Below are 23,776 nucleotides of genomic sequence, written 5' to 3'. Positions count from 1 at the left end.
AATGATTATCAAATGCAATATTGCATAATATATCCCGTTATTTTTGGGCAGTAAGACTCCCGCCCAAAAATTCAATGAAAGCAAAGAAGTTAGGTGGGAATCGGGCGGATTAAAGTTTCACTTTATTATTTGAACGAGAAGTCACCTTTATATTTAAATGGAGGAGTGTAATAGATTAAAAGAGGTGTATAAATTACTCAGGTTAACAAGAAAATGAAAAGGCTATTTTTAATAGGGGAAAGCTTAATAACTGGAGTAAAGGAATTGCTATTTATATATTTAACATACATATTTGTCTTTTAAATTGTAGGCGTGTTTTAGAATTTGTATATAGTAAATTCGTTAAAAAACTTGATAAATAATAAAATGTGTAAATTTTTTGACTATTTTATTAAAATTATTTAATATTTGTAATTTATTGTTTTATAATGATAATTGGGTCGATCGTGAATGTTTTAGATATTGCGATATATACTCGGATTAATTTATTTTAGGGAGGTTACAAAATTGGGTAAGAGAGTCATTATAAGAGTTTTTACATTATTATCAGTACTGGCATTATTCCTTAATGTATTTTTACCTAGGGCTAGTGCAGAGGTTATGACGCATGAGAAATATTCAATGGACTGGAGTTATAGTAATAGTCTAGGTAAGTACATTCGCACTGAAATGATTAAAAATTCAAGTGGTCAAATTGCTTATTGCTTAACCCTTGGATTAAAATCACCAAATGGTGAAGATCTTCCTGAAATGGGGAAAACAGATAATGTAGTATATAGAGTCTTATTAAATGGTTTCCCGCAAAAAAGTGCTGAACAGCTGGGAGTAGCTAATAAAAATGAAGCGCATTATGCAACGCAACTTGCGGTTTGGAATGCATTAGGTCAACTCGATGTAAATGAATTAAAACATGAGAATAAAAATGTTGAAAAAGCAGCTAAGGCTATTATTAGTAATGCTAACAATAGTGAAGAGACTCAAGATGTTTTTATGAATGTGATTCCTGCTGAAAAGCAAAAAGCAGAATTAAAGGGTGAATTCTTCGAAACAAATCTATATTCAGTACAAACAAATGCTAAGAGTGGTTCTTATAAGGTAGTAGCGAAAAATGCACCTAATGGAGTTAGAATTGTTAGTGAAAATGGAGAAGTGAAAGATCAGCTTTTAGTTGGAGAAAAATTTCGTATCCAAATTCCTAAGAATACAAAAACGGGTGAATTTAATTTAAGTGTTGCTGCTAATTTAACTAAAGTTCAAGCAATTGCTTATCGTGGTACGGATACTGTTCAGAATGCTACAGTACTATTAGAGAGAAATGAAGAAAAGCTTAGTAGTGATCTTGCAGTAAATTGGGAAGCAGCTGGTTCTTTAAAAATTAAAAAGGTTGGAGAAAATGGAGAAGTTTTAGCTGGTGCAGTATTTGAGGTCTTTAATGCAAATAATGAATCAGTCGGAAAAATCACGACTGGTGCTGATGGTATGGCAGAATTAAACAACTTACCAATTGGTACTTACACATTAAAAGAAATTAAAGCACCAACAGGCTATGTTTCAGATGATAAACCACAAACTATTGAAGTTAAGACAGGGGAAACAGGAGCTGTCCAAATAGTAAATAACAAAGTAAAAGGTAACATCGAAATTAAAAAGCTTAGTGATTCAGGAAAGATTTTACCAAATGTTGAATTCACAGTCTTCACTGAAGATGGAAAAGAAGTGAAAAAAGTAGTAACAAAAGAAAATGGAATTGCAAACGTTGAAGATCTTACGTATGGTAAATATTATTTCTTAGAGACAAAAACACCTAATGGATATATTGGAAATAAAACAAAGTATCCTTTTGAAATTAAAGAGCACAATAAAACACTTACTTTTACAGTGGAAAATACCGAAGTGAAAGGTAGTGTAAAATTACTAAAAGTAGATAATGAGGATATTAGTAAAAAATTAGAAGGTGCAGCATTCGAGCTAAAAGATGCAAGTGGAAAAGTAGTTGGGGAATATAAGACAGATAAAAATGGTGAGATTAACGTCAAAGATTTAGCGTATGGTAAATATTCATTTGTAGAAAAGGCTTCTCCAAATGGTTACGTTCTTGTTAAAGAACCGATTACGTTCGAAATAAAGGAACATGGAAAGATTATTGAGTTATTGGCAGTTAATCATCTTATCAAAGGTGATCTAGAAATTACAAAGGTAGATGTAGCTGATGGAAATAACAAGCTTCCAAATGCAGAATTTACAATTTATAACGAAGCAGGAAAAGAAGTAGTAAAAGGTAAAACAGATGATAAAGGTATCGCTAAATTTGAAAAGCTACCATTTGGAAAATACACATATAAAGAAACTGTTGCACCAAACGGTTATGTATTAAATGAAGAAACGTTCTCTTTTGAAATTAAAGAGAATGGTCAAATCATTAAACACATTGTCAAAGATGAAAAGATTCCTTCAATAAAAACAACAGCTACTGATAAAACAGATGGTACAAAAGAAATGCACACGTCTAAGTCTGTAACAATCCAAGATAAAGTGGAATACAAAGATCTACAAGTAGGTAAAGAGTACAATTTAAAAGGTAAATTAATGAATAAAGAGACTAATAAACCATTCGTTGTAAATGGTAAAGAAGTAACTGTTGAAACGAAGTTTACACCAAAAGAAGCAAATGGTTCTATTACACTAGATTTCACTTTTGATGCAACTGGTTTAGAAGAAAAAGAAGTAGTAGTATTCGAAGAGTTACTGAAAGACGGAAAAGTTGTTACGACACATGCTGATATCAATGATAAAGGTCAAACAGTTAAGTTCGTTAAGCCATCAGTAAAAACGACAGCAACAAACAAAGCTGATGGTGGAAAAGAGATTCATTCAAAGGATTCTATCACAATCCAGGATAAAGTGGAGTACACTAACTTAGTTGTAGGTAAAGAGTACACTGTAAAAGGAAAATTAATGAACAAAGCTATTAACAAACCATTACTAATTGATGGTAAAGAAGTAACAGCTGAGACTAAATTTACTGCAAAAGAAAAGAACGGTTTTGTAACATTAGACTTTACTTTTGTTGGTGCTGAACAGCAAGGAAGAGAAGTAGTTGTGTTCGAAGACTTATTACATGAAGGGCAAGTAATTGCAACTCACGCTGATATTAACGATGTAGGTCAAACAGTTCGATTTGTAGAGCCTTCTATTAAAACGACAGCTACAAATAAAGCTGATGGTTCTAAAGAGTTAGACGCTTCTAAAACTGTAACAATCCAAGATAAAGTGGAATACAAAGACTTAATCGTGGGTAAAGAGTACGTAGTAAAAGGTAAACTAGTGGATAAAGCAACAAACAAGCCATTATTAGTTGATGGTAAAGAAGTAACAGTAGAATCTAAGTTTACTGCTAAAGAGAAGAATGGTTCTATCACATTAGACTTCACTTTCAATGCTTCTGCATTACAAGGTAAAGAAGTAGTAGTATTTGAAGAACTGTATCAAGATAATATATTAGTAGCTATTCACGCTGAAATTGAAGATAAGGGACAAACAGTGAAATTTAAAGAGGGAAAATCGGAACAACCAAAACCAGAACAGCCAAATTCAGGTAAAAATACGACAACACCAGAGCAACCTAACGAGCAAGTAAAAGAACAACCACAACTTAAGAAAGAAATTCAATCTAAAATTGGATGGTTACCGCAAACAGGTACTAATCTTACAAGTTGGATCTCTATGGCTGCAGGAGCATTACTGTTAATTGTTGGTGGAGTGATTTTCTTAAAACGTAAAAATGCATAGAAATTAAAAAATAAGCACATCTGTTTTTATAACAAGATGTGCTTATTTTTATCATTTTAGCCAAGAAGACTCCTATATTTAAGCGTGAATGGCATTTAAAATAGCAACTTTATTTGTAGTAAACAATACATAATTTTGTTTTACTGTTTTAATTAAAATACGGTCTGTTGTCCCATAAGCTGTTCCAATACGTATTACATCTACTTCTTCAACACCAGCATAGGTAGCATCTTCGGTAACCTCAATTACATCACGTAATGGAATTGTAATCTCCGCCAATTGCCATGAAATAATTAACTCTTCATTTGTTTTTTTTACATTAATGCCTAGCATTATACCAAGACCTTTCAATAATAATAATATGCTACACTTCTAATCTTATTATATAAATTTTTAGATTATTTATCTATATATAGGAATAGAATTTATTTCTATTTGTGAGCATCTTAATGATGTCAAACAAATAGAGGGATATACAGTCTTTCTATTAAGAAATATGTTAAGAACAAAATTTTACTTCAAATTAATATGAATTTGATATGGTTGAGATATTATGAACGAGAAACAGTAAGAGTTGCAGGAAGGAAATGAATAATGAGACTTAAATTAGTAGGGATTTTCATTTGTGTAATTATGATGTTAGGTATCTTTATAATTTACACCAATCAATCTATTGGTAAAGAATCAGATAAGATGAACTATGAATCTCGTGAAAACTTCATAAATAAAGAGAAAGATAGTAGAGGAAAAAGGCAATCAAAATACAATGAAAGTTCTTTTGCTAGTATACAGGCTGTAGTTAATAAGGAATATGGATTACCCGAAGACTTAGTGGACAGGATTGTTACTGCATTAACAGATAAACCTAATGTGTAAATTATTCAGTGTTTATGAATTCTATTATTACTATTTAAAGCCTAATTTCTCAATGTATTGTAGAGAAATTAGGCTTTTTTTATCAATTCATTAAAGTTTTTATAATTCAAAGACTCAAGTTAATGATTATATTTTCAAGTATTCGTTTTGAGCTACATAGATATAGTTTTCGTTGCAACTGTTTGTTGAAATATTTTATCATGCTCAACAATAACCATTGTGGGATTAAATTGTTGAATAAGTTCTTCAATCTGCATGCGGGAATAGATATCTATAAAATTTAGTGGTTCGTCCCATATATATATATGAGCTTTTTCACATAAACTTTTAGCGATAAGCAGTTTTTTCTTTTGTCCACCAGAATAATGAGATATATCTTTTTCAAATTGAATTCGGTCAAAGTCCATCTTACTTAGGATGGACTTAAATAAGGTTTCATCAATCTTGTGCTCTTCAATAAAGCCTGATAGTGATCCCTTCAAATGAGAAGTATCTTGTTGGACATAGGAAATGATGAGTCCTGTACCTAAAGTAACTAAGCCTGTATGCTGTATCGGATGTCCTAGAATTAGTTTTAGGATACTACTTTTTCCGCTCCCATTCGTTCCATCAAGTACAATTCGGTCACCTTGTTCAACTATGAAGCTAATCGGCTCATTCACAATTTGATCATTGTACTTAACGGACACGTCAACTAAAGTAACCAATTCATTTGATTTAAATTGCAATTGTTCCAATTTTAATGACTCAGTTTTTTCCACATTTTTTAGTAATTTTGATTTTTCCTCAATAGCTTTTTGTTGCCTTGATTCAAGGTTTTTTGCTCTTTTCATCATCTTGGCTGCTTTATGTCCTACAAACCCCTTATCCAACTTAGAGCCTGAATTCCTCGTTCCATTTTTTGAAGCTTCCACGTCATTAGACCAACTTGCTGAACGTTTGGAAGACTGTTTTAATCGCCCTATGTCTTTTTGTAGACGCTCATTTGTAGCCTTCTCGTGTTCTTGCTGTCTATCAAAATTTAACTTCCAAGAAGAATAGTTACCACTTTGAACCTCAATATTTGCTCTATTAATAGATAGGATATGGTCAACGCACCCATCTAAAAAGATTCTGTCATGTGAAATTAAAATAAATCCTTTTTTCTTCCTTAGATAATCGGAGACTATCTTTCGTGCATCTGTATCTAAGTGATTTGTTGGTTCATCAATTAATAGAAATTGACCCGCATTTAAAAACAGTGCAGCAAGCAACACTTTTGTTTGTTCCCCATTTGATAATGTTTTAAATGGTCTGTACATGACCTCAGCATCAACATTTAAATAGGATATCTCACGTAGAAGTTCCCAATCTGCGGCTTGGGGACAAATTTCTTCAAGGATTTCATGAGTGAATTTGTTCTTATCTGAAACAGAGTAGGGGAAGTAATTGAATTCTACTGAAGCAAGGATTTTCCCGCTATACTCATAATTCCCTAACAATAAATTAAAGAATGTCGTTTTACCTCGTCCGTTTCTACCAATAAATCCTAGCTTCCAATCCGTATCTATTTGGAAGTTTACACTTTCAAAAATATTATCAAAGCTACCTGGGTATGAAAAAGTTAAGTCTTGGACCTTTATCATTGACATAATAATTCCTCCTTTATATATCGAAACGTTTCATATAAAGTCGGAACATCCATCCATTTTTTAATTCCTCTATATAAGTTTGATGGATATTAACGACTTATATAGAGCATTACATGTGTAACAATAGTATCTGAAGTACTCATTTTTCTCGCTCCTTTATTTGTGAAGTACATTTAACAATTAGTAAGTTTCAACTAAGACAAACGGGAATAAAAAAATCCCCCAATTTGTAATCGGAAGGATTAGTCTTTCGTCTATACTTAATAAGTACTTATTAATCATTTGAATCATGACAAATAAAGTATGAACTGAATTTTAAAAATGGATAGACTAACCCTATATTTTGTAGTTTGAAGTTATAAAATTCAACTTAAAATATAAATTAGTTAATCATTATTCATCCATCATTCCTTTCATAATTCTATTTTTAGAGTAACATTCTTTTTAGGGAGATGCAATATTGGCTTCAATTTCATCTAATTCTAAATCATTTATAATTCTTTGAGTAAGGAGATAAAACTTTACCGCCCTTTTTATAAACATCACATTTTTGTTCAATAGGTCATGTCTTTTGTCCGTTAAAAAGGGAGGATATGAAATTGACATCAACTTTTTGTGTAACTATAATAGTTACAGTTGGTTTCGTAAACTAATTTGAATTTCTATTTTAATGATAGTATATTTTCATTCCTTTTTAAGTGTGACAGATAGCAACTATAATCCAATAGAGGAGTAGATTCTATCTCATATGTAAAGAGTAGATAAGTTGTACCCGCCAAATTTACGATGCTCAAATACTTAAAAAATTACATTTTTCAGCTTATCCTTTTTAGAATCCTCAGTATTGATAATTGTAAACATCTACAAAAAGTTAATAAGATTGTTGTGTGTAGAAAGAAATCTTTTAAAAAGGTCATAATATGGATAATAGATAGCACACATTTTAATTAGTAGGACTTGTGCCACCATCAAGCCATTTTTTAATAAAAGTATAGAAAAATCAAGAAGGTGAATCCATTGCGTAAACATGTATATGTGCAATTTTATGTATTGATATTGGCTTTAATAACTTATATAAGCTTTTGCTTTATATTTTTATTTGTTTTTCCGAATCATTATTTCGTATCAGATTTTAATATCCGACTATCATCTTTAGTCGTTGAAACTACTGTATTTATCTCATTACTGTATTCTATATTATCCCAAAAAATTAAGTTAGGAGTATTCTGGGTTTGCATTACTATTGCAATAGGGTGTTTTTTGATAGGAAATTTCATATCCGCTTTTCAAGTACTTAATGTAGAATTACCAATACAAAATTTTAATATTTCTGATGTATTTCTACTGTTTTTCTTATTCTTCTTTCTTTTTGCGTTCTTTTATAAAATTATGATGGAATGTAACAAATGGGAGAAAGCGTATTTACTTTGTGATTTATGCATTGTTGTTACTGCTATTTTTACATTAGAGTGGTACCTATTTAATAAACCATCTGCAAATATTTTATTCTTATCAATTGGAGATGTTTTTCTCTCATTTATTTTTCCGATTATAGATTTATTGCTTCTATTACTTGGAGTTACACTGATCTTTCGACCTGCTATTTTCAATGCAAAAAGTAAATTGTTTATTTTTATCCTAGTATTAACTGGATTGGCTATTACGGACTATTTGTATTTTTACTTACAAGGTGATTTGTCAGAGCGTTCAGTTATATTTTTAAGGTGTTTGTATAGAGTTTTCCTATTATTTATCGCTATTGCTGCTACAATCCCAAAGAATACTTCTTCTAAAAGAAATTATTTTATTATTAATCCGACATTTGGAGAGAAACTTCTTGGTATATTCCCTTATCTTGCAGTTGCAGTCTTAATTGGCTTTACTTTGAAAGAGCAAACTTCTTCAGCTACATTAATTACGGGAAATTGTATTGCTTTTGTATTTGTACTGATTCGTCATACAATCGTACGAATGCAAAACAAAGAGTTAACTAAAACATTAAAAGTGTTTAATAATCAATTAGAACAAACAGTATCTCAAAGAACAAGGGATTTAATAAATAAATCTAATGATTTAGTAAAAAATCAAGAGAGATTTAAGTCATTATATGAGTATCATCCGGATCCTATTTTAACGATTGATTCAAACGGTATCGTATTAAATATAAACCAGGCTGGAAGTATGTTATTAGGAAAAGAAAGTGCTGCATTGATAGGGAAAGAGTGCTTCTCTATTTTTTTAGATGAAGATAAATCTGAATTGGAAGCAGCTATAAAGAAAGGGAAACGATGTAGTTCATCTTCACTACAGTTACGTGTGAAAAATAACAATGAGAAAGATATACTCTTTTGGTATGTCACTATAGTTCCTATTATGATAGAAAGACAAACCTTTGGGAGCTATGTAATGGTAAAAGACATAACAAGGATGAAACAACAACAGGAAGAGATAAATTACCTTGCATTCCATGATACGGTGACGGAGATTGGAAATCGTATATTCTTCCAACAAGAATTAGATAGATCTATTAAGCGTGCACAAAAAACACAGGATAAGTTTGGGCTCCTGTATATTGATTTAAATCGCTTTAAGACTATTAATGATACATTGGGTCATTCGATTGGTGACAAGGTTTTAAAAGAAGTTGCCAAACGTTTTAGGACATGTCTGTCACCGACTATTCCTCTAGCAAGAATAGGTGGTGATGAGTTTGCGATCATTGTCCATAACCAAACAGAGCAACAGCTATTGGATTTGTGTAAAACTCTATTTCGTATAACTGAAGAACCATTTGTAGTAAATCAGCATAGTTTTTACTTATCTCTTAGTATAGGAATAGCAGTGTATCCATTTGGAGGAATAAATACTACTACACTTTTACAACACGCTGATATCGCTATGTATAGCGCAAAGGAAAAAGGTAACAATGCTGTTTGTATGTATGACGAGACATTATCTCAAAAAGTAACTCGTCGATTACGATTAGAACAGGATTTACCAAATGCAATTGAAAATAATGAGTTGTTTTTATTGTATCAACCACAAATTGATAGTAAGGCAGGTAAGGTTATTGGTGCAGAGGCTTTAATACGTTGGCAACATCCAGAGCTTGGACTGATTTCTCCTTTTGAGTTTATACCTATCGCAGAAGAAACGGCGCAGATTATTTCAATTGGGAAGTGGACGTTACAGAAAGCGTGTCAACAACTGAAAGAATGGCATTCTGCGGGCTTTTCAAATCTAAAGATGGGGATAAATTTATCAGCTATAGAGTTTGAACAGAAAGATTTTGTTCAAACCATTATATCTACCATAGAAGAGATAGGAGTACCTGCTAATTCGATTGATTTGGAATTAACAGAGCGAATAGCAATGGTAGATGAAAAGGAAACCTTATCGAAGTTAAAAGCATTAAAATCATATGGTGTACATTTATCAATTGACGATTTTGGTACAGGTTATTCTTCATTAGCGTATCTGCCTCTTTATCCAATTGATACTTTGAAAATTCCAAGAGAATTTGTTAATAGGATTGGAACTTCTACTGATGGAGATGAAATTATACAAACCATTATTTCACTTGCTCATACTTTAAACATGAAAGTGATAGCAGAAGGGGTAGAAACGAAGGAACAATTAACAGTGTTACAACGTAATGCATGTTATCTAATTCAGGGCTATTACTACAGTAAACCTGTAAATGAAGATGAATTTATTGGTTTTTTAAGTACAATACAAAATGAATAAGTGAAAAATCAGTATATGTATGAAATAAAGTGAAAAGACGATCTATCCATATGGATTTGAACGTCTTTTCACTTTATTTTCAGTAGTTATGCAGCAAGGTTTCAGCCTTTGAAAGTAAAATAAGTATCTATATTCCTTGTATTTAGGGCTAATGGGATATGAGGTGAAAGTTGCTTCTTGTGAAACCGCATTAGGGACAGCTCGTATATTCTTAAAGCAATTTGAAAAAGCGGAAGAACATTTCAATCGTTCCATTGACCTTTTGCAAAAACATAATGAAGAAAAATTGATTTTAATAGTAAGGCATAATCTAGGACTATTATATGCAACTCAAAATTTATCTAAATTAGCAATTCGTCATTTATCAGAAGTCACAGAGAAGAATATTGCCCATTTTAAAGCAGTGTTCTTACAAGCGCGTGAACACTATAAGCTAAGAAAAACAAATATTGTAAAAGAACTTATTGAAAAAGGATTAGCAGTTTGTATGGAATTAGGAAATGAAGAGTATGTATATCATTTCAATATTTTACGTTCTCTTAATGAAGATGAAGCAATTAAACTCTTAGAAGAAGTGAAAAAAGTATTTCTTACTTCGAAAAGCAAGGTTTATGGGATTTCGTAGAAGAATATGCAGATCTAAAAAAGGAAGAAATTATACAATAATCACATGCTATCATTTTTAATAGCTAATTAACAAAAGGACTCCAATTATGGAGTCCCTTTGTTAATGGGATAATGCTTTAGTTTATCTAATTATAACAATATTTGTAAAAAGTGTAAAGGGGTCCTAGTTTGGAGGGGGAATTATTTAATCTTTTTTATTTAATAAAGGGATGATATTTAGTTATCTGCGCTTCTTAATTATGTTTTTTATCACAATTTGAAGTGAATTTCAGTTAATCTTATTTATTTTATGGGAATTATAAGTTATACTAAAAGTAGGTGCAAAATGTACCATTTGAAAAAGAGTGCATTGCAAAAAGGAATCCTTTACGGATTCCTTTTTTGTTTCTTTTAAAATGAAGCAACGTTCTAATTATCTCTTTCTTTTTTTATGAATGAACTACCAATGTATAAATTTAAAAGGTATTTTTGGAAAATTGCCATATTCCTGTAACAAAACAAAGGTATGTTATGTGTGTTAAATATAAAGAGAAAGAAGGAAAAGTTGTGAAAAAAGTTTTGCCAATTGTTGCGTTATTAGGCATGATGAGTTTTGGAGTACAGGAAATGAATGTAAGAGCTGATACATACCACAAGGGCGATTCAAAAATTAGTTTTTGGGATTCGAAAAGAAAGGGTACTAATTTCATGAATAGTACGTCATTACCTGAAAACTATAAAAGTGCAAAAGAAGCTAATATTGAATATGTACGTTTAGCACCTGATAAATGGGCAAAAGATAAAGATTTTCTATTTGAGGATAAACCAGATACTTCTGGAAAGGATTTTCTGATAGGTAATGCAGATAACTATCGGGGATTAGTAAAGGAAGATCTAGAAAAATTAAAGGCGGATTTAGATGCCGCACAATCACAAGGAATGAAAGTCGTTCTTACAATATTATCCTTACCTGGTGATCGATGGCGCCAATTTAATAATAATAAGAATGACGACAGAATATGGGAAGAAGAGAAGTATCAAGAACAAGCAAGTCAATTTTGGAAGGACCTCGCTCTGGAACTAAAAGATCACCCCGCGGTGGTTGGTTATAATATTATAAATGAACCACATCCAGAAACAGCTAAAAATAATAGATATAATGATTTTTGGACGGAAGATTACGAGAAATGGTATGCAAAAGTAAAAGGAACGACAGCTGATTTAAACAGATTTTATGAAAAGGTGATTAACTCCATTCGTGAAGTGGACAAAGAAACACCGATTATTTTAGATTCAGGTTTATATGCTACTCCATGGGCCTTTAAATATTTAAAACCAGTAGAGGATAAAAAAACACTATACGCATTTCATATGTATGAACCATATGAATTAACGAGCCAAGGTGAAAAACAAAACAAGGAATATCAATATCCAGGATTAGTAAAAGTAGGGGATTTAGAGAAACCTGTAATGTGGAATAGACAGGGATTAGAGAAGTTTTTGAAGCCAATTCAACAATGGTCTAAGAAAAATCATGTACCATCTAATCGAATTATTGCAGAGGAGTTTGGAATTAACCGTACTGTTCCAGGTGCTACCCAATACATGCAAGATCTTATTTCTATCTTTAACCAAAAAGGATGGCATAAATCATTCTATGCATTCCGTGAAGACACATGGACAGGGATGAATTATGAATTGGGAACAGAAAAAATAAAATGGGATGAAGAGGGTAAACCGATGCGTCAAGATAATTCACTCTGGGATGTAATAAAAAAAGATTTACAAACGCGTAAATAGTTTAGAATATTAGGTTTAAGGACTAAATATAAGCATCTAATTCAAATAGAATTAGATGCTTTTTATTTCGAAAAAAGGTGGAGTTGAATTAAAGGTTCCATCTTTTCTTTTGCATAAAGAGTACCAATCAGGTTTATTTACAACGAAAAATAAGATTTTTAGAGAATAGCTTAGAAAAAATTGTGGAGATTTAAACAAATGTGGTCACAATTGTTTAAACCTTTAAAGTAAAATGGAAGTTGGACAGTTGCTATACAGGCAGCAAATTTACAATATGTTTCGGCTGAGCCTTCGGGAAATATAATAGCAAATCGTAATGCAGTTAATGAATGGGAGAAATTCGAATTAATTCCGACTGGGGAATTATATACGTACGCTTTAAAAACTAAAAGTAATGGGAAGTATGTTTTGTTTGAGTCAAATGGTAGAGTAGTAGCAGATCGTACATCAATTGGTGCATGGGAAAAGTTTATCTTATATAATGGTGGAGACAATAGGATATATGTATTACAAGCACTAAGTAATGGTAGATATATATCAGCAAATGGTGGTAGAGAATTAACAGCTACTAGTTATGTAGCTGGAAGTTGGGAAAGATTTGTTATTGTATACTTCTAAACTTTGAAGTGTTATATATCTAAATAATAATGGCATGTTTAGTTTGTATAAACGCCTAATACAAGAAAGTATTAAGTATTTAATACAAGTGTATATTAACATGTAAAAGGGCTGCAAGTAATTAGCAGTCCTTTTGCATGTTAAATAAGGACTTACTGAGGTTATAATGAAAAGAAAAAGAACCCTATAGGGTTCTTTTTCAAGGCATATTAACAGTAAGGAGAATCATGAAATGCTACTTCAAATCTTTATTAGGGGAAAGATTTTGAATAAGCTTAACATACATCTATTTTTACATAAATGTAAGATATAGTAAATTGATAATGTTTATACTTACTATTACTAATATTCAATTAAGATAGTTAATACTATTTATATAGTGTTAACTGGTGTATAGTACAGTATAGATTTAGAAATTTAATATTAGATTTCATTTGTTAAAAAAGTTAATAGATATATTATTTCAAATTCTAACTAACATTTAAACGATTTTAATTGAAATTGGTTGTGTATTAACCTTTATAAGCCAATAAAAGTAAATAAAATAAACAAAGACCCTGTAATAAATACAGGGCCGGGTACAGGGTTAAGGGAACGCATAGTTTCTTAATATCATAGTAGCATATATTCTTTGTATAGCTACATGAGGATTTTGACAGAATTAAGAACAAGACAGAAATTCTGTAAGAAAGCAAATATAGTGCTGGAAATGTGATTGGAAATTAAGTTATAAGTATATTGAAATAGATGAAAATTCTTGAGTGTATGATTAAATTACCTTTAAATATGAGGCTTAGGTTAGAGGGCTAATTGGATCTTACTAAATAGGAGAAATGTTTTTTAGATTAAAAGAAGAAAAGACACCTTTTGGTTGTCTTTTCTTTAGGTAAACAGTTCACATATTGCTGAATTAGATACGAAACTATAATTCGACTACGAAGTAAATCCTAACATAATCTGAACAGAAATAATATGTAATATTATATTTTTAGTTTTTAATTATTTTATTCAATATAGAGAAGCAACGTAAATAAAAGGGCATGCAGTCGTATCTGCAGCCCTTTTTAGGAGGAATTCAAGACACCATTAGGACACGTATCGGTAAACAGGTTCAAAAATAGTATGTGTGAAAAGAAAAAGTCCTATACCAAAAGTAGACAGGATCTTATCTTTTTTACATTTTTAAAAATGAAATGCTGTCCTTTTGAAATCAGTACAGCACACATTTGGTTTGTAATGAAATTAGAAAAAGTATACATGAAAATGGCAGACAACTATTTTGTTGCCTGCCGGTGCCAGTGGATTGAATGAGTTAGTCAATTCAATAAATTGTGCTATCTCATTACCAGAAGAGTGAAGCCGCTAGTTCAAACGGCTTAGACATAGTTTGTCTAATAAAGAAAAAATTATGAGTAGAAATTTTGTTTGCTCTATATGAAAAGATAAATAGATATTCATCAGACAAGGATAATTTAGCATATCTTGAATAGGGTGTAGGAACGAATTAAAGAAAGGGATATTTGTTTAGGAAGGGACTGACTCAGGAGTGGGACTTTCGGACAGGGTTTGGGGAGCGGTGATTGCCTTTGGCATTGCGACTAATATCGTTGCTTGTATAATGGCGGTATACATTCAAAAATATGAGCTAATGATAAATCATCTTACAAATATTTTATTTTTAATAATTATCTCTTTAACGTTTATAAAGATGAAAATTAACAGATGGGTGGCTTTAGGATTTACATTAGTTGTAATAGAGAAAGGTATTAAAGCGGGCTATGACTTCTACACACATAATTATTATAGTGTCAGTTGGAGTTTAGCTATCATTGTCTATTGCATATACGAGATGGAAAAGTATCATATTGAAATAAACGAATTGGCGCAACAAAAAGGTGTTAGTAGGTGGAATTCTTTTTAAAATACTATAAAAAAGACACTACAAGAGTGTCTTTTTTTTGAAAATACTCTATAATTAACTTTGGGGAAGGTAATGTTAGAGTATTCGTTTAGCATTATCTTTATATTTGATAAACCATGAAATCGAAAGATTTTGTGGTTTATTTTATGAACAATAGATATTACAGTATTGGCAGTGAGTTATTAACCATTTTAAGCATTAGGGGAGAATGGATTAAAAGTCTAACATCGAATAACGGTTCCGGAATATAGTGTTGCGAAATGATCTCCCATATCCCAAACGGTACTTGCCTGTATATAGCCCTTAAAGCCTTCTGAAGAATAATAAATCTCTTTTGGTATACTTTCTTTAGTTTGGAAATGTGCTTTAGAGTACTTTACATAATGGTTTTTAACAACTTTTGCTTCTGGAACAATAGTGTTTTTTTGTTCCAATTTTGGCCTAGCACTAGAAGGTGGTATGAATTTTATATTGTCTTGGTAATTAGGATCTAAGGTGTCAGCTTGTACACTGTGTGACGAAACAAAGGTGCTTAGACTACTTCCCGCGATTAAAGTTGCAAATACTAACTTTGAGAATTTTGTTAATCTACTCATTCTATAATCTCCTTTTTATTATTTTGTAAGGTATCTCCTTACACCTCACAGTCTATATCCACTACAAAAGGGTGTACATACATATTGATAGACAAAATTCTACAAAATACCGCATGTTTTTGGAATTTATGTATAATAATCCAATGTCTAATAATCTATCAAAAGTAAAAAGGTAGGTCTTATATAAAAGAAAATGAATAATTTATGCAGGTAATGTATATGGAATTATTGTTTAAATATTCTAAAATGAGTTGATAAAGATGTTGGTAGGTTTTTTGGAAAACAAATAATTCCCTAGGTGAAATTTGGAAGGAAGATTCTCTGTTAGAGTTTTTATAAGGGAATTCATTTTCGTAGATTCAAAATGTAAAAATAACTAAAAGAGCAAGTGTTTCAATGGGTAAAAAGCTATGTTGAGTCTTTTTTCTCTGTCGGTGGTCGTCTAATCAATGAAATGACGGATGCTTATGATAGTTTGTGTCTAGCAACATTCGTGTATAAACGAATGAATTAAGAAAAGGGTGAAATATTGGATAACTCGAAATGGATGCCTTTAAGTAATGTTGATGAGGAAATTTGGATAGGAACAAGAGTTAGGTTGTACAATGTTGGTATGAATAGAGAAGATAAAGAAAATAATTTCTATGAATATATTATTTCTTATATCTACGACAACACTAACTACTTACAACTAACTAATTTAACAACAGGAAAAGCAGGTTATATTATTTGTGTCATTGAAAAAGAATTACCAAATAATTATGCTTTGGGCAGAACATTAAAGCAAAGAATAGGTTTAGAAAATACCTATTTTAGATTTGAATAATCAACAAATAAGGGAAGCACCAACTCTAAGGTGTCTTCCCTTATTTTATACTTTTTATCAATAATCAATATTAACAGAGCCTAAATAAAAAAGTGAGAAAAATGATAAACACTCTTCTCACTTTCATCAATTAGGGTGGCATATACATAAATATGCGTTTGGGTGGATTTTGGATGAAAAATCCACATGCATAGTATAACAAAAAAATTATGGCTTTTCGCATGTAATATTGCATATGAAAAATAGTAAAGTTTTAAATTTTAATATTAACAACTTATATATATGTGTTACAATGTAATTCTCTAATTTATTTTATTCTCCTATTTAGAATTTATAGTTTAGTGATTCAATAATACAAAAGTGGTTGTAATAAATAGATAAAACGATGAAATAATACAGTTAGAATGGTTAAAAGGCAGTTAAATATAAGTATTAAAAGAAATAAATTTACTTATTTATGTTTAGTGAATGTAATATGGTAAGAATTTCATCCGATTGGATTAGCACTAAACTAGATTTTTATCCAAACAAATCCAATAATTATTTTTTAAATGAAGTATATGTTGCATCAAGTTTATTTGGAATAATTCGTAGTCTAATAATTGCTGAATCTAGAAAAATAACATATTCGAAAGGAGAGCAGATAAAACTCTGTCTGTGAAAATTAAATCTCTAAATTATAAAGTGCGGATAATAGGATGTAATTGTGGTTTCATTTCGAATGGTACCATAAATGAATGTGGAAAAGTAAAGGAGAAAAATTTAAATAAACTATATAAGTAGTAAAAATGAAAAGGAGAAGTAGCTAGTGTTTAATATAAAAGAAAGATTGGGGCAAATAAAGCTTAAAACGAAGTTGTCTATGGCATTTATAGCAATATTAATTATACCAAGCCTTATCGTAGGAGTATCATCTTATAATAAAGCAAAAACAGATCTTAATGAAACAATTCTACAATCAGCAAAAGATAATATAAGTATTTTAGATAAGATTGTTGATGATGAATTAGAAAATAAGCATACAGATATCACTCATTTTGCAAAGGTACTCACACAAGGGGATTATAATCCTGAACAATCGCAAAATGTACAGAATAAATTTAATCAATATATACAGTTACATCCAGAGATAGAAACGATTTATACGGCATCCAGTAACAATCAATTTATTCATGCACCTGTTGGAAAAATACCAGAAGGGTTTAATCCGCTAGAAAGCAGTTGGTACAAGGATGCAGTAAAAGCAGATGGAGAGATTATTGTTTCATCTCCATATAAATCAAAGTCTACAGGAAATATGGTAATTGCAATTGCAAAGCAGAATGCAGATAAAAGTGGTGTCATTGGCGTAGATTTGAATATTAAAGATATCGTAAAAACATCCAAAATGATAAAAATTGGGAAGCAAGGATTTGTATCTATAGTTAGTCAAGATAAAACTATAGTTGTTCATCCATCACTAAAACCTGGAGAGAAATTAGATAAAACTTTAGTGGATGAATTGTACAAGACAGAAGATGGAGTAATTACTTATAGCCTCAATGGTGAAGATCGAAACATAAGCTTTAAGACAAATAAAAAAACAGGTTGGAAAATAGCTGGCGTAATGCCTACGAAAGAAATTGAAGAAGCTACCAATCCTATTTTTTATAAAACGCTCACTATAATAGGTGCTTCATTATTGTTAGGTGGAATTGTAATTCTATTCATACTCAAATCTATAATTACTCCACTAAGACAATTAGTCATTTCAGCTCAAAGAATTAGTCAAGGAGATTTAACCGAGAAAATAGATATTCGTTCAAAGGATGAACTTGGTCAATTAGGTGGTAGTTTCAATACAATGGCAGAGTCGTTACGTAATATTATTTCTCAAATTAACACATCTGCAGGACATGTAGCTGCGTCTTCTGAGGAACTAACTGCTAGTGTAGAGCAAGCAAGTGTTGCGACAGAACAAATTACAAAAGAGATGGAAGAAATCTCGAACAGTGCAGAGGTTCAAAATAATGAAGTTGAGTCTGGAGCTGAATTAATTGGTGAGGTAACACGAAATATTCAATACGTAGCTGAGAATGCTTCTGAAGTATCGGCTTCATCCATATACACTAAACAAAAAGCCAATGAAGGTGAACAATTAGTAGAACAAACTGTAACACAAATGCAGTCTATCCATCACTCTGTTTCTCAATCCGATAATGTCATAAAATTATTAGATAAGAAATCACAGCAAATTGGCAGTATATTAGAAGCGATTCAAAATATTGCGGAACAAACAAATTTATTAGCATTAAATGCAGCGATTGAAGCAGCTAGAGCTGGGGAACAGGGGAGAGGGTTTGCAATTGTTGCCGATGAAGTTAGAAAGTTGGCGGAGCAATCATCCGGATCTTCAATGGAAATTGGAAGTTTAATTAAGGAAATACAAGCAGACGTACATGAGACTGTAAAAGCTATGAATGAAGTAGGCGTAGAAGTACAGTCGGGAATTAAAGTTGCTAACGATACAAAACAAAGTTTTTATGAGATTTCAAAATCTGCAAATGATATTGTGTCAAAAGTGCATGATATGGTGGAACTATCTAATACAATGACTACTGATGCAATGAAAGTCGATACATCGATTGATCAAATAGCTATGGCTGTAAAAGAAAATTCTTCAAGTATGCAAACGATAGCTGGTTCATCTGAGGAACAACATGCTTCTATGGAAGAGATAAATTCTTCAGCAATACAATTAGCACAGATGGCGGAAGAACTTCAAGAGTTAATTGGTGGATTTAAGATTTAAGTTGAGATTCTAGGAGAGAATGCTAGAATCTTGTTACAGAGTGGAAATGAAAAATCTTATAACATAGTAAATAAGTATAATATGTACTCTCTATGCGTATTGAACAGGCAGATAAGCCATTTAAAAACCCTCCATTTGGAGGGTTTTTAAATACATTTACATTAAATTTGTGGTGGTGCACCACCATAATCGCCAACACTATATGAAGGAGCAGGATAATGCCCATGAGTAGCAAGCTGATCTGTTTTAGAAAACTGAAAAATTCCCACCGTTAATACCCCAATAAAAGCAATGCTTGATAATAATAAGCTAATTTTTTTCATTATTTTAACACTCCTTTTGCGATTGATTTTTGTCTTGCTTGATAACAAATATGGAAATAGTCACTTACTTTTTGGTGGTTCTCTAATTGTCTACATTTTGTGGCAAATAATTCGGCGTATTCGACAACATATTCCCATAATTCTTCTTCCTCAAAGTATAAGATTCCTTCTTGAATGATTTTTTCTAATTCTTCCAATGGAATATTTTCATTTAATTTTTTTAAAATAGAGAAGTGGTGTGTATATTCTTCGTTATGAATCTCTCTGCAAATCTGTAGTCCCTTATCAATGAGTTGGCTGGCCGTTGAGTGTTCTCCTAACTTATAATGTTCCTTAGCTTGTAGGAAGATGGCCTTGAAGTGTGTAGGGATTTTCTCTGTTACTTCTGAAAGGTGACGAATAGCTAAAGTAGACATACTTTGATCAGAATACAGCCACCCCATAGTATTTTTTACGTATAACAAGGAATCTTCTTCCCTATTTTTTTGTAGTAAATCAATTGCACAATGTAGATATTCTTCTGCTTGTTCGTACTGTTTTAAATAGATGCAGCAACCACCTAGCAAACTATTACAAAAGGCTGTTTTTACTTCATAACCTTCGTACTTTGAAAAGATTGCTCTCGATTTATTTGCGTATTCGATAGAAGCGAGATTGTTATAGGTATGGTGATAGAAAGTAGCAATTCTATAGTAAAATTCGGCGTGTTCAATTTCATCTGGTATAGCTACCAATATTTTTTCTGCTAGTTTATAATGTTCCTCTGCCTCAGTATAATTTGATATAAAAGTGGAATGAATGGATTTGAAAAAATGATAATAGAATTGTAGAAATTGATCTGTAGGCATATCATAATCGCTAATAGTATCAAAACTATTTTGTTGAATACCAAGGCTATCTGTTAAGACCTTGTAACGAAATTCGAGTAGTGAATAGTATAGTAACAAATTTTGATCCTGATGCTCTTGATTCGGTTCAATGCTTAACTTATTAATTTTTTCATCAATTTTCTTTTTTAGATTAGTAGCTTTTATAACTTGCTGAGATAGCATAGATCGATACCAGTCGTTCAATAGAGAGGTTAATTGCTCATTTCCTTTTACTGAGACACTCATAATATACGCCCCCATTTTCTAAAAAAATCCTAATCCAATTTAATTATAAACATCATAACAAAATAGAAGAAAAAATGGAGTGATATTACAATATTTTTCAAGAAAATTCATAAAAAACAATCAATTCGTGTCGAATATACGTAGAATAAAACATCCAAAAATAATCAAAAGATGATATGAGTCTTTATACGTTCTATTAGGTGAACTAAGAAACTGTGATTGAAGATTTATAAAATTTCTTTTTCTTAAAACGATCAATTATGTATTAATTTTTAGATTGTTTTATCGGATAAATATAGTATGTATCACCACCAAATGTATAAATCTTGCGTATGTAAATAAGAAGAGAATAAAGGAAATAAAAAAGAACTTGTAAGAATTCCTACAAGTTCTTTTTTAGATAATGTAAAAGGTGAAACAGACTATGTCATTATTTGTAATAGTAAAATTATCTTACGTATGGTTTTGTTTTATTTTATCATTTTAGCCAAGAAGACTCCTTCCTCAAGGGGCGTGAAGGGTCACAGTCCAGTGAGTAGGTGGGAGATGAATTGGCCTCGAACAAGAGATGGCAGGAAGCCATCTTAATTGTTCGGCATATAGAAAGTATTACTCTACTATCTATCGAATGTATGTTTGGTGTGTAATAGTCATATACCGAAATGGAGGTGAATCAAATAATGATTAATAAAGCCTATAAGTTTCGTATCTATCCAAATCAAGCACAAGCAATTCTAATCAACAAAACGATTGGGTGTTCTCGCTTTGTATTCAATCATTTTTTATCCTTATGGGATCACGCGCATACAAAGAGACAGGAAAAGGCTTGACCTATGGTATATGCTCTGCCAAACTACCTGCCATGAAGAAAGAGCTTGTTTGGCTAAAAGAAGTGGATAGTATTGCGATTCAGTCGTCTGTTCGCAACCTTGCGGATGCTTATACGCGCTTTTTCAAAAAACAAAACAGCGCACCGCGCTTTAAATCTAAGAAGAACAACGTACAATCTTATACCACAAAACAAACAAATGAAAACATTGCCGTTGTAGGGAACAAAATAAAGTTGCCGAAACTAGGCCTTGTTCGATTTGCCAAAAGTCGCGAAGTAGAGGGGCGTATTGTAAATGCTACAGTTAGACAGAACCCTTCTGGTAGATATTGTGGATATCAAAATAAAGACGTTAAAAATCTAAACCTACGTGAATGGGACTGTCCTTCTTGTCGTACACACCATGATAGGGATATTAACGCAAGTATCAATCTAAAGAGTGAAGCGATAAGGCTTCTAACCGCAAGGACTGCAGGGTTAGCCTAATCAATTAGAGTTCGATAGAACTCTTTACTTAGGAATCCCTCACTTCTAAACGAAGTGAAAGTGGGGGTAGTTCAAAGAAGATGTACTATATTGAAGATTTGTTCTTATTGTTGATTAAAGGGAAATTTAAGACTGGTAAGGGGAAAGTGCATAAAAGAGAAAGTCTCCTTTATTTATTCTGAAAAGATAATTCAAAAAGCTATTTGTGTATAGAATAAGCTATGCATAAATTCATCAACATTGGTGACAATAAATAAGAGAATCAATATATAAGCATAAACTTGTTAAAGCTCAGTGTAATTCTATAAATAGTAGATGTAATTATCTGAAAAATAACATTATTTACTTTTCGAGTAGGATAAGTAGAAAAAAGGAAGTTTTTCTTTGAAGAAAGCTCTTTTGACAGGAATAGATTTTTTCATAACTAGAACAAATAAATTAATAATCACATATACTGTATTGTCGTTAAAGCAAGACATTATTTTCTCAGAACAAGGGAATCACTAGAAAAATACGTGATTCCTTTATTCTTCAATATAATGTCAATAGTTGATTTGAAATAACCGAAGAAATAAAATTTTTGTTAATGGACAATCACATAATTTTAGGTATAGTAGGTTTATAATTTAGACTATAAAAATTAATGTATCTTTTATTATTTTAACCAAGAAGACTCCCTCCATAAGGAACTCACAGCAAGTATGGGTAAGTGGGAGTAGTTCAAAGCATGCAATATTGTTTGATTTGGCTAATGCATAGATTTCTCATCTCAGAACTGGTGTAAGAATTATAATGTTTATACCATTCTATTGTATTTTCTAAAGTCTGTTGTAGGGACCATTTTGGCTGCCAATTAAGATTGAATTTTGCTTTGCTAATGTCAAGGTTTAGTAAATTTGCTTCATGAAAATTTATTGGACCTATATTTTCTGCTGTCCAATCCCCGCAGCCCCAAATATCTAGTAAACTGGTCACTAATTTTTCTACTGAAACAATATTGCTTAGGGATGGCCCGAAGTTCCATGCTCCTGAAAAAAGGATACCATTATTTATAATTTTTTCTGTAAGGAGTAAATACCCGCTTAAAGGTTCTAGTACATGTTGCCAGGGTCTAATAGCAGTAGGATTTCTAATAATAATCTTTTTGTTTGATTCTAATGCTCGTATACAATCGGGAATAATTCTATCTATTGACCAATCACCACCACCAATTACATTACCAGCTCGAACACTTGCAATTATTTTCTTGTGTTGAGAAAATTTTTCTTCTGAAAAGTAAGAATTACGATAGGAAGAAATTAAAAGTTCGCAGCATCCTTTGCTTGAGCTATATATGTCATGGCCGCCCATAGGGTCAATTTCACGATAACCCCAAGGCCATTCTTTATTTTCATAGCACTTGTCACTTGTCACCATAATTCCTATTTTAGCTGATTCATGTAATCGAATTGCCTCTAGTACATTCATAGTTCCTACAACGTTTACCTCGTATGTTTCTCTAGGATATTCATATGAATACTTAACTAGAGGTTGGGCAGCTAAATGGAATACAATTTCAGGTTTATAATCTGTAAAAACCTTATTTAATTTATTAAAATCTCTAATGTCTCCACGAATATCAATTATATTATTTTGAAGGTTAGTAATGTTAAAGTTATCATTTTTATTTTTAGGATCTAATGAATATCCGATTACAGCAGCACCTAATTCATTCAACCATAGGGATAACCAAGAACCTTTAAAACCAGTATGTCCAGTAATTAAAATTCTTTTTCCGTAAAAAGCATTATTAAAGTTTTGGTTTAACAATTAGTCCACCTCC

Annotated in this window: 13 protein-coding genes and 3 pseudogenes; 10 read left to right on the top strand and 6 right to left on the bottom strand. The window is 31.5% G+C overall.

The annotated features are described in order from the left end of the window. The first annotated feature begins 507 nt into the window (after positions 1 to 507). Positions 508 to 3,789: a VaFE repeat-containing surface-anchored protein gene (locus DN407_RS17115; protein ID WP_098280325.1), complete on the top strand. Its 3,282-nt coding sequence runs from the start codon at positions 508 to 510 to the stop codon at positions 3,787 to 3,789. A 78-nt stretch (positions 3,790 to 3,867) separates the two neighbouring features. Here the strand turns inward: DN407_RS17115 and DN407_RS17110 are convergent, their stop codons facing one another. Then, positions 3,868 to 4,122 (bottom strand): SunI/YnzG family protein, encoded by a 255-nt coding sequence (locus DN407_RS17110; protein WP_000900695.1) that lies wholly within the window; start codon positions 4,120 to 4,122, stop codon positions 3,868 to 3,870. Positions 4,123 to 4,383: 261 nt separating this feature from the next. Here DN407_RS17110 and DN407_RS17105 point away from each other — a divergent pair. After that, positions 4,384 to 4,617, top strand: a pseudogene (locus tag DN407_RS17105) (hypothetical protein); the annotation flags it as partial. A 200-nt stretch (positions 4,618 to 4,817) separates the two neighbouring features. On the opposite strand, the gene DN407_RS17100 reads toward DN407_RS17105, so the two are convergent. Further along, positions 4,818 to 6,296: an Lsa family ABC-F type ribosomal protection protein gene (locus DN407_RS17100; RefSeq protein WP_000061799.1), complete on the bottom strand. Its 1,479-nt coding sequence runs from the start codon at positions 6,294 to 6,296 to the stop codon at positions 4,818 to 4,820. A gap of 1,017 nt (positions 6,297 to 7,313) precedes the next feature. Between DN407_RS17100 and DN407_RS17095 the strand changes: the two genes are divergently transcribed. The 5 genes and pseudogenes from DN407_RS17095 to DN407_RS17075 all read left to right on the top strand — a co-directional run bounded on the left by DN407_RS17095 (position 7,314) and on the right by DN407_RS17075 (position 14,988). Next, a complete protein-coding gene (locus DN407_RS17095; RefSeq protein WP_002103434.1) occupies positions 7,314 to 10,043 on the top strand; it encodes a sensor domain-containing protein in 2,730 nt (909 codons plus the stop codon). A 151-nt stretch (positions 10,044 to 10,194) separates the two neighbouring features. Further along, positions 10,195 to 10,668, top strand: coding sequence for a tetratricopeptide repeat protein (locus DN407_RS17090; protein ID WP_002026151.1), 474 nt, complete (start codon positions 10,195 to 10,197; stop codon positions 10,666 to 10,668). 512 nt (positions 10,669 to 11,180) lie between these two features. After that, positions 11,181 to 12,449, top strand: coding sequence for a glycoside hydrolase family 5 protein (locus DN407_RS17085; RefSeq protein ID WP_149216512.1), 1,269 nt, complete (start codon positions 11,181 to 11,183; stop codon positions 12,447 to 12,449). A 231-nt stretch (positions 12,450 to 12,680) separates the two neighbouring features. Continuing rightward, positions 12,681 to 13,067: pseudogene (locus tag DN407_RS17080) on the top strand (fascin domain-containing protein); the annotation flags it as partial. Positions 13,068 to 14,613: 1,546 nt separating this feature from the next. Further along, positions 14,614 to 14,988, top strand: coding sequence for a hypothetical protein (locus DN407_RS17075; protein WP_149216511.1), 375 nt, complete (start codon positions 14,614 to 14,616; stop codon positions 14,986 to 14,988). Positions 14,989 to 15,209: 221 nt separating this feature from the next. On the opposite strand, the gene DN407_RS17070 is transcribed toward DN407_RS17075, so the two are convergent. Further along, positions 15,210 to 15,584, bottom strand: coding sequence for a hypothetical protein (locus tag DN407_RS17070; protein WP_000088957.1), 375 nt, complete (start codon positions 15,582 to 15,584; stop codon positions 15,210 to 15,212). Positions 15,585 to 16,131: 547 nt separating this feature from the next. On the opposite strand from DN407_RS17070, the gene DN407_RS17065 reads away from it, so the two are divergent. Then, positions 16,132 to 16,410 (top strand): hypothetical protein, encoded by a 279-nt coding sequence (locus tag DN407_RS17065; protein ID WP_149216763.1) that lies wholly within the window; start codon positions 16,132 to 16,134, stop codon positions 16,408 to 16,410. Positions 16,411 to 17,218: 808 nt separating this feature from the next. Beyond that, positions 17,219 to 19,201 carry a methyl-accepting chemotaxis protein gene (locus DN407_RS17055; protein ID WP_142334979.1) on the top strand — a complete coding sequence of 661 codons (1,983 nt, stop codon included), beginning with the start codon at positions 17,219 to 17,221 and terminating at the stop codon, positions 19,199 to 19,201. Between the two features lie 161 nt (positions 19,202 to 19,362). On the opposite strand, the gene DN407_RS31675 is transcribed toward DN407_RS17055, so the two are convergent. Both DN407_RS31675 and DN407_RS17050 read right to left on the bottom strand, forming a co-directional pair. Then, positions 19,363 to 19,524: a hypothetical protein gene (locus tag DN407_RS31675; protein WP_000724116.1), complete on the bottom strand. Its 162-nt coding sequence runs from the start codon at positions 19,522 to 19,524 to the stop codon at positions 19,363 to 19,365. Further along, complete coding sequence (locus DN407_RS17050) at positions 19,524 to 20,639, bottom strand: Rap family tetratricopeptide repeat protein (protein WP_149216510.1); 1,116 nt, start codon at positions 20,637 to 20,639, stop codon at positions 19,524 to 19,526. The genes DN407_RS31675 and DN407_RS17050 overlap by 1 nt, the downstream gene beginning before the upstream one ends. 680 nt (positions 20,640 to 21,319) lie before the next feature. Between DN407_RS17050 and DN407_RS17045 the strand changes: the two are divergent. Then, positions 21,320 to 21,954, top strand: a pseudogene (locus tag DN407_RS17045) (RNA-guided endonuclease TnpB family protein). Between the two features lie 720 nt (positions 21,955 to 22,674). Here the strand turns inward: DN407_RS17045 and rfbG are convergent. Further along, positions 22,675 to 23,763 carry a CDP-glucose 4,6-dehydratase gene (rfbG, locus tag DN407_RS17040; protein ID WP_000934338.1) on the bottom strand — a complete coding sequence of 363 codons (1,089 nt, stop codon included), beginning with the start codon at positions 23,761 to 23,763 and terminating at the stop codon, positions 22,675 to 22,677. Positions 23,764 to 23,776: the final 13 nt, after the last annotated feature.

The sequence above is a fragment of the Bacillus sp. JAS24-2 genome (assembly GCF_008274905.1).
Taxonomy (GTDB): Bacteria; Bacillota; Bacilli; order Bacillales; family Bacillaceae_G; genus Bacillus_A; species Bacillus_A cereus.
The sequence above is the reverse complement of the archived record's forward strand: the minus strand, read 5'-3'. Positions and strand labels throughout refer to the sequence as shown.